Here is a 10950-nt window from a genome sequence, read left to right as displayed (position 1 = left end):
CTTGCACCTTGCCCGCGGAAAGCATCCGCCACAAGCGTAATGTATACATATCATCAGTATCGTTTAACAGAGTCTATTATAAAGAAGATTTCCTTTTTGTCTTGCTTCCGTCATTTGTTTCCACACAGTTCCTTTGGCCCCTTCTATTTATTCTACTAATTGGGACAAATAATCAAAACGCTCATATAATTGCTCTAACTTTTGATTAAGTGCCTCTAATTCATTCATTAAGTATTGAGCTTTTTCAAAATCCGTGCCTGTTTCATGTAATTGTTGCTCTAAAACTTGAATTTCTTCTTCAACAGAAATAATGTTTCCTTCAATTTCTTCCCACTCTTTTTTCTCCAAATAAGTCATTTTTTTCTTTTCTTTTTTTGGACGCAGGGAAGACTTCGGTGGTGATTGTTCTTCCTTTTTTGACACTTTTTGAGCATGTTGAACGGCTAAATAGTCGCTATAAGTACCAATGTAACTATCGATTGAACCATTTCCGTTAAAAATAAGAAGCTGGTCTGCAATTTTATCTAGAAAATAGCGATCGTGGGAAACGGTAATGACCACACCCGGAAAGTCCTCCAAATAATCTTCAAGAACCGTTAACGTTTCCGTATCTAAATCGTTTGTTGGCTCATCTAACAATAAGACATTTGGTTGGGACATTAACAATCGAAGTAAATACAGTCGTCTTCTTTCCCCACCGGAAAGCTTGCGAATCGGGGTTCCATGAGTGTGCATCGGAAACAAGAACCGTTCTAACATTTGTGCCGCAGAAATCGTTGTTCCATCACTAAGCTGGACGACTTCGGCTTCTTCGCGAATGTATTCAATCATGCGCAACTGCTCATTCATATCTTCATGCTGTTGTTGATAGTAGGCCATACGAACGGTCGGACCGATCATTAATTCACCTTCATCTAACACCTCTTTTTGGGTAAGGATTCGAAGAAAGGTTGATTTCCCACTGCCGTTTTTTCCAACAATCCCGATACGATCCCCTGGATTTATTAAAAGAGAAAAACCGTCCAAAATGATTTTTTCATCGTATCGTTTCTTAGCATTTTTTATTTCAATCACTTTTTTACCGAGACGCGAACCAGACAATTGAAAATCGAGTTTTTCTTCCGTTCGACGAAGGGAATTTATTTCGTCTTTTAGTTGATCAAACCGATGGAGTCGTGCCTTTTGCTTCGTCGTCCGTGCTTTTGCCCCTCGACGAACCCATTCGAGCTCTTTTCGATATAAGTTTTGTTTTTTCGTAAGCATTTGTGATTCTTGTTCTTCTTTCATCGCCTTCGCTTCTAAATATGCACGATAATTTCCTGAATATGTATATATTTGTCCATGGTCTAATTCTATGATTCGGTTACATGTCCGATCTAAAAAATAACGATCGTGCGTCACTAACAGCACCGCTTTCGGATATTTCGCTAAAAATTCCTCTAACCACCTGATGGAATCGGCATCTAAATGGTTGGTCGGTTCGTCTAAAATTAATAAATCTGGTGTTTCAATTAGTACTTGAGCTAATGCCACTCGTTTTTTCTGTCCACCCGAAAGTTCTCCAACTTTTTGATCTAAACGCTCAATTCCTAATTTGAATAATATAATTTTTGCTTGTGCGCTGACATCCCATGCGTTCAACGCATCCATTTTCTTTTGATATTCAGACAATTCTTTTTGTAACCGTTCATTTAATGGATCTTGTTCAAAACGTTTCAGAAATTGTTCATATTCTTTTGCTAGTTGAACGATCGGCGAAGAACTTTGAAAGATTTGATCCATCACCGTTAAATGATTAGCTAATTCAGGGGTTTGAGACAAATAGCCGATGGTAAAATCTTTAGGAGCGACAATCGTTCCAGCATCAGGGTCATCAAGTCCAGCAATCAATTTTAATAAACTTGATTTTCCGGTTCCATTTATACCAATTAAACCTACTCGATCATTCGGTTGAATGGTAAAGGATATATCTTTAAATAGTTGTTTTTCACCGTACGATTTTGATAGATGTTCAATATTCAGCATCAAACTCACCTTTCCACTCTCGAAAAAACTGTTGTAAAAATTGTTCCATATAGGCATGACGTTCGGTAGCAATTGTTTTTGCCGTATCTGTAAAAAGCTTTTCTTTTAATAGAAGCAGCTTTTCGTAAAAATGATGAATCGTCGAAGTACGCTCATTCCGGTACTGCTCAACGGTCATATCCAAGCGAATCGGTAAAGAAGGATTATAGATTAGTTGACCGATTTTTCCACCATATGCAAAAGTTCGAGCGATACCGATCGCCCCAATTGCATCTAATCGGTCGGCGTCGCGAACAATTTGCCCTTCAATCGACGATAAATGTGCTTCGTTGCCACCTTTATATCCAATTTTTTCGATGATGTCTACAATTTTGTTTTGTTGTGAAGAGGGAATACGATTTAAAACAAACCATTCCATTAATTCTTGCTTTTCCCGTTCGACGTCAGATACTAATTTGTCGTCTAACACATCGTGAAAGAGCGACGCAAGCTCAATGATGAATGAATCTCCTTTTTGTTCTTTGTTAGAAATATATAGGGCTAATTTTCGAACACGATCAATATGGTACCAATCATGACCGGTCGAATCGTTTCCTAATTTCATTTGGACATACTGTTCCGCCTTTTGAATCACTTCCATCATACCGTATTCTCCTCTCCATCCTCTTCTCAAGATTCTTGGGCCAATTTTTGCAACGTTTTCTTCATCATCTCTACTTGAACTAAAAGTTCATTCATCATTTCTTCTTGTACAGGTTTCGGAAAGTGGATGATGATTTCTGTTGTTTTCGGGTGGGAGGTAGAAATAATTTGACGAATTTCATATATTCCATATTCTCCCCACACCGATTGGATGACGCTTAGTTTGGAAGATAAAAAGGAAGATGGTCCTTCAAATAATACGGTTACTGTGGCTCCGCTTTCCAAACCTAAACGGGGGATTAATTCGGATGCCAGTTGGGCTAAAGTTGCTTTTAATGAAATAGATGCTCGTACTTTTTCACACAACGCAAGGTGAAACGTAATTTCGTATTCTCGAGATAGGCTCGCTAAGTCGATAACGTCCTTCCGGTTTTCAATTAAAAGCGTACCGCTTAAATCAGCATCATAAACGGCACCTTCGAGAACCGTTTTCATATTGTCAAAAGCAGTTGGGTCAAACATTCGATCACCTCATATCTTACATAGAAAAGACAGGGGAGCTTTGGTGAGTCTCCCCTTTATTACGTTATTAGAATAATCCAATAGCTTGGCCTTTTTCAGTGACGTCCATTTGAAACGCGGCTGGATATTTAGGTAATCCAGGCATGGTCATCACATCCCCTGTTAGTGCGACAATAAAACCAGCACCTAAGCGAGGAACAAGTTCACGGACATGGATTGTAAAATCAGATGGACGTCCGAGCAGAGTTGGATCATCCGATAAGGAATATTGCGTTTTCGCCATACAGATTGGGAAATGGGTCCATCCGTGGCGCTCTAGTTCGGATAATTGTTTTTTCGCTTTGGCCGAAAATTCAACCTCTTTTGCTCCGTAAACAGTAGTCGCAATGACTTCAATTTTTTCTTCGATGGATTGTGAAACATCATAAAGTGGGGCAAATGCTTGAGAATCTTTTTCTATTTGTTCCAACACTTTTGTCGCTAACGAGCGACCCCCTTCCCCACCTTTCTCCCATACTTCTGTTAATGCAAATGGATAGTCGTGTTCCGTGCACCATTGCTCTATCGTGTGTAGTTCCTCTTGTGTATCAGTTATAAATCGGTTAATCGCCACAACCAATGGGACTCCAAATTGTTGAATCGTCTCTATATGCTTTTGTAAATTGGCTAATCCCTTTTGTAAAGCAGCTACATTTTCTTCTTTTAAATGTTCTTTTTTGACGCCACCGTGCATTTTTAAGGCTCGAACCGTTGCAACAATGACGACAGCGCTTGGTGACACACCTAACGCTCTTGATTTAATATGCATAAACTTTTCCGCTCCTAAATCAGAACCAAAACCAGCTTCTGTAACGACATAATCAGCTAATTTCATCGCTGTACTTGTCGCCATCACACTATTACACCCATGGGCGATGTTAGCAAAAGGACCACCATGCACAAGTGCTGGGGTATGTTCAATTGTTTGAACAAGATTTGGTTTTAGCGCGTCTTTTAATAATAGGGTTAATGCTCCTTCTACACCTAAATCTTTAACCGTGACGGGTTCTTTATCCAGATTGTACGCCACAACTATACGAGACAGCCTCTTTTTTAAGTCCGACAAGCTCGTAGCGAGACATAAGACGGCCATCATTTCTGATGCCACCGTAATATCAAATCCATCCTCACGAGGAACGCCATGACCAGCTCCTCCTAATCCAACAACTACTTTGCGTAAGGCACGGTCGTTTAAATCTAAGACGCGTTTCCAAACAATTCTTCGCTGGTCAATACGAAGTTCATTTCCTTGATGAATATGATTATCAATAAATGCTGATAGCGCATTGTTAGCGGTTGTTATCGCATGAATATCGCCTGTAAAATGGAGGTTAATATCCTCCATCGGCAATACTTGCGCATACCCACCACCAGTTGCTCCCCCTTTAATCCCCATCGTCGGTCCAAGTGAGGGTTCGCGCATCGCAATCATCGCTTTTTTTCCTAGCTGATTAAGAGCATCTCCTAATCCGACTGTCACCGTCGATTTTCCTTCCCCAGCCGGTGTTGGATTAATGGCTGTCACAAGAATGACTTTTCCATCCTCTTTTGTTTTTAACCGTTCAATAGCTTTGAACGAAATTTTGGCTTTATATTTTCCATAAAGTTCGATGTCATCGTCGGATAAACCAATCGTTTCTGCAATTTCAGTAATTGGACGTAACTTCGCTTCTTGAGCTATTTCGATATCAGATTTTACCTTTATTTCTGTGAACATGATGTTTCCTCCAATCGATCCTGCAGTCTCTCTCATTTTAGCATGTCCGAAAATGAAATAACTCTATAGAGTGAAAAAAAGGGAAAAGTATTTGTATTCGTTTGTGGCTCGCGTTTAGAATGGAGGAAAACGGTCTGGTAATTAAATAAGATTATTTAAATCCAAAAATGTGTCTAGAATCGAAAGAACATGATTCGTCTAATGTGGAAGTTTGTAAAAGATTCGACTTGATTCATTCCATATAATCGAAAAAAGCAGGTATTTAACCAGCTTTTTTACAACTTTTGCAAAACAAATAGCCACATAAAGGTTAGCGCTTGTTTCAGTTCTAACGGTAAATGACTAACGAGGGCTTCCGTGACCCCGCGTTTGTACACACCCGCTTCTCCAACCTTTTTCCAACCTTGTAAAGTCGCTAATCGTTCTAATTCCCACGGCATCATTGTATTACATATCACTTTTTCGCCTAACAAACGTCCAAAACTATTCGTTCGTGGATGAGCGGTCGGTCCTAAAATGCCAACAACTAGATAACCTTCTGTTTTTAAAAGACGTCTCCATTCTTGTAGCACTTCGTTCGGTGATTCCGTCCATTCAATTGAATTAATGGCTAACAAGGCGTCAAATGAATCATCCTTAAAAGGGGTTTTACCAATATCCCCTTGGACAAATCGAAGCCCATCTCGTTCCCTCTTTTTCGCCAAATCCACCATTTCGTGGGACAAGTCTATGCCAATCACATCATAGCCATTTATCGAAAGCAAGTAAGAGCCATACCCGTCACCGCATCCTAAATCACAAACGGTTAGTCCTTTTGGTACAAACTTTGTAAACAACGGAATAATCGACTTTCGGCTTCCGCTTTCCCACATGTCTTTACTACGTTTATGCCAATCCTTTGCCTTTTCATCCCATGCTTGCTCTGCTTTCTGTTTCCAAGATGTATCCATATCCATCTCCTTTAAAACATTTATTGCAAACATCGTATTATTTACTTCTTCGTATCCCTTTTAAATCCTTCCTTATGGACAAAACCATATTGGATATACTAATACTAACTAATAAAAGAAAGGAAAGAACAATGGAATATATTGAAAAAGTACAATTAAATCATTTTGGTGACATTATTAGCTTTCAAACGAATACAGGAAGAATTATTTCGTATCGAAAAGCATTGCAGGAAGCAGAAAACGGCTTAATTCAAGGAGCATATGTAAAAAATAAACGGCTATACAACGAAGAAAGCGGAGAGGAGTTTCATCAGTTTCCACTCTTGGATGGGTAATAAGAAAAAGCTGCCTATAATGGGCAGCTTTACGAATTTTGTTCGTTTTTTTCTTGAATGATTCGTAATTCTTGAACACGTTCCGGATTTTCTTCAAAAAATTGGACGAGATCACCGATGCGATCGATGGAGTCCCAACTGAGGTGATGCTCTATCCCTTCCACATCTTCATATATATTCTCCTCTTTGACGCCTATCAGTCGCAAAAACTGCTCTAATAATTCGTGACGGTCTACTAAACGTTTTCCAACTTTTCTTCCTTTGGCCGTTAACACGAGCCCACGATATTTTTCATAAACAAGGTAGTCATCTTTATCAAGCTTTTGGACCATTTTCGTTACAGAGGAGGGATGGACAGAAAGAGCTTCTGCTATATCCGAAACACGTGCATAACCTTTTTGCTCAATTAAAAGGTAAATTTGTTCAATATAATCTTCCATACTCGGTGTTGGCATCCCTTACCCTCCTATACGAAATAACATGAATCATTAAAAGTTTACTATAATACAAAGGAATTAACAAGGTAGGATACCAAATTATTGCTGAATTCGGATGGACCGTTGGGACCACCATTTAGAAATAAGCCCATATTTAGGCGAAAATAAGAATACAAGTAAGAAGACAATACCCGCCATCGTAGCCATGGCACCGGAGATCGATACGTCCAAATAGCGAGCTGTGTAATAGCCAAGCACGGCATCAATACATCCAATACATGCACTTAAGACAAGCATATTGGAAAATTTATCGGTTAATAAATATGCGGTAGCTCCAGGTGCGATTAACATCGCTACGACTAGAATCGCCCCTACACTATCAAAAGCTGAGACGGTCGTAACTGAAACCATTCCCATTAACAAATAATGAATAAAAATAGTTGGTAATCCAATTGCGGCAGCCAAACCTGGGTCAAATGAAGTAATTTTAAATTCCTTGTAAAAGAGAAGGATTAGTAATACATTCAAAATGAAAATAGATGTAAGCATAACAACCGATTTCGGGGTGCTACCTATTATTGGAAGTTCAACAGTATTCCAAGGAACAAACGCAATTTCACCCATCAACGCATGCTCGACGTCTAAATGAACGTTTTCAGCATAAAGAGAAATTAATATAACCCCTAAAGCGAACATTGACGTAAACACAACACCAATCGCCGCATCTTCTTGGATACCACTGCTGTTAAACAACTGCACGATAAACGCTGTTAATAATCCAGCGACCGCAGCTCCGATAAGCATGTAAAATCCATTTAAGCTATGGCTAATTAAAAACGCCATAACAATTCCGAGCAATACTGTATGACTAATGGCATCCGCAAGCATCGCCATTTTTCTTAATATTAAAAAGCTCCCGATGACGCCGCAAGAAATACCGACTAAACATCCTGTTAAAATAATCCAAGCTTCATAGCTCATAGGACCCTTCTCCTTTTGAATAATACGCATACTTCGTTACATAGGGGAAAGCTTCTTTTTGACGAAATTTCTTCTCCATTTGCCGAACCGCTTGTTCATTTACCGTTTCAATTGTTGCTTGGTCTAACAATTGCGATTCTTTTACCGATAAAGTTTGAGGATACATTTCCGCAAACACACGAAGACGTTCAATCGTTTGCCATTGTTCACCTTTCGCTTTTCCTTCATCGGTAAGCTGGTATGCTTCGTTTTTCGTTTCAATCCAGCCATGGCGTTCCAATTTCTTTAAAACGAAATAAAGTTCCCATGAAGCTGTCCGTACGTGTTCCGATAATTTAGTAAAAGGTAGCGGCTTATTTTGTTCAAGCAAGATCATTAATACTTTGGCTGCTGCAAGTTGCCAGTCGTTTATCTTACGTCTCCACCACTTGGCCAAAAGTCCGCGCTTAGGAGCAAATAAGATTGACACAAGAAAGATGGTCGTACTCGTTAACACGATAAATGGGCCAGTCGCTAAACTTCGCCCAAGGGTGCTTATGAGTGTTCCAATAACACCAGAGATAGCACCTACCGTTCCTGAAATAATGACCATCCAACCTAACGAATCGGTCCAATACCGAGCCGAAATGGCTGGAATAATAAGCATTGCCGACATCAAAATGACCCCGACGGCTTGAATCCCGATAACCACTGTAATGACAAGTAACGTTGAAAATAAAAAGTTTAAAAACCCGACAGGCAACCCTATTCCTTGGGCAAATTGCGGATCAAAGGTCGATACTTTAAATTCTTTAAAAAGGAAAAACGTAACTATAATTAACACAACAGCAGTGCCAGCCATCAATTGGACGTCTTTGGCAATCATGGATGCTGCTTGCCCAAAAATAAAGTCGTCTAAGCCACTTTTATTTCCTGAAGATGATTGAATCACTTTTGTTAACAAAACAATACCTAAGCCAAAAAAGACAGATAAAACAAGCCCTATCGCTGTGTCCTCTTTTAAACGAGAATGTCCCGAAATGAATTGAATCGAATAGGAAGCGAGCAAACCAGTAAGGGCGGCACCTACCAACAAGCCGAGCATATGTTTTTCGCCCATGAATAAAAAGGCAAGGCATATTCCAGGAAGGGCAGCATGGGCCACCGCATCACCGATTAAGCTTTGTTTTCGTAACAGTGCAAAGCTACCTAAAACACCACTAGCCACCCCAAGTAACAAAGTTCCAAGAAGAACCCATTGCGTATTGGCATCTGTTAAGATTGAAGTCCATATTTTTTCCATTGTTTCTCCCTCACTACGGTTGAATAACCATGGAATTTTGTTCTAAAAAGGAGAGTCGGCCACCGTATGTTTGTTGTAAATTTTCTATTGTGAAAACGTCTTCTGTTGGACCTTGGGCAATAACTTTTTTGTTTAACAATAACACCCAATCAAAATACTCTTTCACCGTTTGTAAATCGTGATGAACTACTAAAACCGTCTTTCCTTTCGCCTTTAAATCATTTAAGATTTGGATAATCGCTTTTTCTGTTGCAGCATCAACCCCAACAAACGGTTCATCCATGAAGTACACTTCCGCATTTTGGGCTAGGGCACGTGCTAAAAAGACCCGTTGTTGTTGTCCACCTGATAATTGGCTTATTTGCCGGTCGGCATAGCCATCCATACCAACCCGTCGCAAGCATTCCATTGCAATTTCGATGTCTTCTTTGGAAGGACGGCGAAACCATCCAATATGGCCATACCGTCCCATTAAAACAACATCTAAAGCGTTCGTTGGGAAATCCCAATCAACAGAACCGCGTTGGGGAACATACCCAACTTTTTTCTTTTTAGGTGAATATTTTTCACCGAAAATTGTAATCTCTCCCGAAGCGCGTGGAATAAGACCTAATACCGCTTTTATTAACGTAGATTTACCTGCCCCGTTTGGACCGATAATCCCAATTAGTTTTCCGCTTGGAACGGAAAAAGTCACATCGATCAAAACCGGTTTTTTATGATAAGCGACTGTTAATTGTTTTACTTCTACTGGATTCATATCGAACCCTCCCTATTTTAACGCCTCTACAATCGTATCGACGTTATGCTTATACATACCTAAGTACGTACCTTCTTCTGTTCCTTCTTCACCCATAGCATCAGAGTACAATTCTCCTCCAATGGATACATCATGGCCTTTCTTCTTTGCTCCTTCAATCACTGCTTGAATGGAGCGTTCGGAAATAGAAGATTCAATAAAGACGGCTTTAATATTACGTTCGACTAAAACATCCACTATATGTTGAATGTCCCCTAATCCGTATTCGGAGTCCGTACTTAGTCCTTGAAGTCCCTTTACTTCCATATTATAGGCAGCCCCAAAGTAGTTGAATGCATCGTGAGCGGTTACTAACACACGTTGAGAATCCGGAATTAATGCCATTTGTTCTTCAGCGTATTTCTTTAATTGATCTAACTTTGCAAAATATGCTTCGGTATTTTTTTCGTATTCTTCTTTATGCTCTGGATCTAATTCAATTAATCCTTTTTTCACTTCTGTTAACGCTAGTTTCCAAAGGTCAATATTAAACCAAATGTGTGGATCAATTATGTTTGGATCTTGAGGATCTTTCCGTAACTTTTCTTCAGGAATGGCTTCAGCAATCGCATATGCAGGTTTTTCTTTGCTCATATTTTCAAAAATCTCTAGCATTTTCCCTTCTAAATGTAAACCATTGTAAAAAATGATGTCTGCATTTTGTAATTTTTGAATATCGCTATGCGAAGCTTTATATAAGTGTGGGTCGTCACCAGGTCCCATTAAGCTGTCAACTTCTACGTATTCTCCACCAATATTTTTTACCCCATCAGCTATTTGGGCAATGGTCGTCGTGACATGGATTTTTTCATTTTCGTTTCCAGTCTCAGTCGATTCATTGGAACATGCGGCTACACTTAATAACAACATTGATACCATAAAAAACATCCATACTCTCGCAACTTTCATTAAAAAACCCCTCCTAATTGTGTACAATCAACTATTTTGCCCTCGGGCAAATTTTAACGAAAAAAATATAGATAGTTCATGTGTATGCTAGGCGTTTATTAATGTGCCTAATTTTTTTCGTAACCCTATAATTTTTTCCCTAGTACAAATTTTATGTTATAGCTCAAACCACGTCAACAATTTTGTCATGATTGAACTAATTTTTTGGCTGTGTTATATGTCTGTTGATTTTTAGTAAGGATTCACATGAAGCGAAAGGCGGCGACTACAGCGGGAACAAGAAGCCAGGCAAGACCCATACTTGAGCGTAGC

Annotated in this window: 11 protein-coding genes; 1 reads left to right on the top strand and 10 read right to left on the bottom strand. The window is 39.4% G+C overall.

What is annotated here, in order from left to right; translation table 11 throughout:
* Positions 1 to 147: 147 nt before the first annotated feature.
* The 5 genes from ABES52_RS03365 to ABES52_RS03345 all read right to left on the bottom strand — a co-directional run bounded on the left by ABES52_RS03365 (position 148) and on the right by ABES52_RS03345 (position 5895).
* Positions 148 to 2025 carry an ABC-F family ATP-binding cassette domain-containing protein gene (locus tag ABES52_RS03365; RefSeq protein WP_429648931.1) on the bottom strand — a complete coding sequence of 626 codons (1878 nt, stop codon included), beginning with the start codon at positions 2023 to 2025 and terminating at the stop codon, positions 148 to 150.
* Positions 2012 to 2668, bottom strand: a complete 657-nt coding sequence (locus tag ABES52_RS03360) for an HD domain-containing protein (protein ID WP_429648929.1) — start codon at positions 2666 to 2668, stop codon at positions 2012 to 2014. The genes ABES52_RS03365 and ABES52_RS03360 overlap by 14 nt, the downstream gene beginning before the upstream one ends.
* 26 nt (positions 2669 to 2694) lie before the next feature.
* On the bottom strand, positions 2695 to 3189 hold the full coding sequence (locus ABES52_RS03355) for a hypothetical protein (protein WP_429648927.1): 495 nt from the start codon (positions 3187 to 3189) through the stop codon (positions 2695 to 2697).
* Between the two features lie 67 nt (positions 3190 to 3256).
* Positions 3257 to 4945, bottom strand: coding sequence for a formate--tetrahydrofolate ligase (locus ABES52_RS03350; RefSeq protein WP_429648925.1), 1689 nt, complete (start codon positions 4943 to 4945; stop codon positions 3257 to 3259).
* Positions 4946 to 5220: 275 nt separating this feature from the next.
* Positions 5221 to 5895, bottom strand: coding sequence for a class I SAM-dependent methyltransferase (locus ABES52_RS03345; RefSeq protein WP_429648923.1), 675 nt, complete (start codon positions 5893 to 5895; stop codon positions 5221 to 5223).
* 131 nt (positions 5896 to 6026) lie between these two features.
* Here ABES52_RS03345 and ABES52_RS03340 point away from each other — a divergent pair, with 131 nt between their 5' ends.
* Positions 6027 to 6230 (top strand): DUF3892 domain-containing protein, encoded by a 204-nt coding sequence (locus ABES52_RS03340; RefSeq protein WP_429648921.1) that lies wholly within the window; start codon positions 6027 to 6029, stop codon positions 6228 to 6230.
* A 29-nt stretch (positions 6231 to 6259) separates the two neighbouring features.
* Here the strand turns inward: ABES52_RS03340 and mntR are convergent, their stop codons facing one another.
* The 5 genes from mntR to ABES52_RS03315 form a co-directional block, all read right to left on the bottom strand.
* The gene (mntR, locus tag ABES52_RS03335; protein ID WP_429648919.1) at positions 6260 to 6685 is read right to left on the bottom strand and encodes a transcriptional regulator MntR; all 426 of its coding nucleotides are present in this window, start codon (positions 6683 to 6685) and stop codon (positions 6260 to 6262) included.
* An 81-nt stretch (positions 6686 to 6766) separates the two neighbouring features.
* Positions 6767 to 7648: a metal ABC transporter permease gene (locus tag ABES52_RS03330; RefSeq protein WP_429648917.1), complete on the bottom strand. Its 882-nt coding sequence runs from the start codon at positions 7646 to 7648 to the stop codon at positions 6767 to 6769.
* Positions 7638 to 8930: a metal ABC transporter permease gene (locus ABES52_RS03325; RefSeq protein WP_429648915.1), complete on the bottom strand. Its 1293-nt coding sequence runs from the start codon at positions 8928 to 8930 to the stop codon at positions 7638 to 7640. The genes ABES52_RS03330 and ABES52_RS03325 overlap by 11 nt, the downstream gene beginning before the upstream one ends.
* 13 nt (positions 8931 to 8943) lie before the next feature.
* Positions 8944 to 9690 (bottom strand): metal ABC transporter ATP-binding protein, encoded by a 747-nt coding sequence (locus tag ABES52_RS03320; RefSeq protein ID WP_429648913.1) that lies wholly within the window; start codon positions 9688 to 9690, stop codon positions 8944 to 8946.
* 12 nt (positions 9691 to 9702) lie between these two features.
* A complete protein-coding gene (locus ABES52_RS03315; protein WP_429648911.1) occupies positions 9703 to 10638 on the bottom strand; it encodes a metal ABC transporter solute-binding protein, Zn/Mn family in 936 nt (311 codons plus the stop codon).
* Positions 10639 to 10950: the final 312 nt, after the last annotated feature.

It is taken from the genome of Aeribacillus pallidus, assembly GCF_050478865.1.
GTDB lineage: Bacteria > Bacillota > Bacilli > Bacillales > JACDOC01 > JACDOC01.
This window is presented reverse-complemented; position numbering and strand designations above follow the sequence as displayed.

Coding starts and splice junctions, on each gene's coding strand:
- ABES52_RS03340 (WP_429648921.1), top strand. CDS start 6,027: ATGGAATATATTGAAAAAGTACAATTAAATCATTTTGGTGACATTATT.
- ABES52_RS03345 (WP_429648923.1), bottom strand. CDS start 5,895: ATGGATACATCTTGGAAACAGAAAGCAGAGCAAGCATGGGATGAAAAG.
- ABES52_RS03325 (WP_429648915.1), bottom strand. CDS start 8,930: ATGGAAAAAATATGGACTTCAATCTTAACAGATGCCAATACGCAATGG.
- mntR (WP_429648919.1), bottom strand. CDS start 6,685: ATGCCAACACCGAGTATGGAAGATTATATTGAACAAATTTACCTTTTA.
- ABES52_RS03350 (WP_429648925.1), bottom strand. CDS start 4,945: ATGTTCACAGAAATAAAGGTAAAATCTGATATCGAAATAGCTCAAGAA.
- ABES52_RS03315 (WP_429648911.1), bottom strand. CDS start 10,638: ATGAAAGTTGCGAGAGTATGGATGTTTTTTATGGTATCAATGTTGTTA.
- ABES52_RS03320 (WP_429648913.1), bottom strand. CDS start 9,690: ATGAATCCAGTAGAAGTAAAACAATTAACAGTCGCTTATCATAAAAAA.
- ABES52_RS03330 (WP_429648917.1), bottom strand. CDS start 7,648: ATGAGCTATGAAGCTTGGATTATTTTAACAGGATGTTTAGTCGGTATT.
- ABES52_RS03365 (WP_429648931.1), bottom strand. CDS start 2,025: ATGCTGAATATTGAACATCTATCAAAATCGTACGGTGAAAAACAACTA.
- ABES52_RS03360 (WP_429648929.1), bottom strand. CDS start 2,668: ATGATGGAAGTGATTCAAAAGGCGGAACAGTATGTCCAAATGAAATTA.
- ABES52_RS03355 (WP_429648927.1), bottom strand. CDS start 3,189: ATGTTTGACCCAACTGCTTTTGACAATATGAAAACGGTTCTCGAAGGT.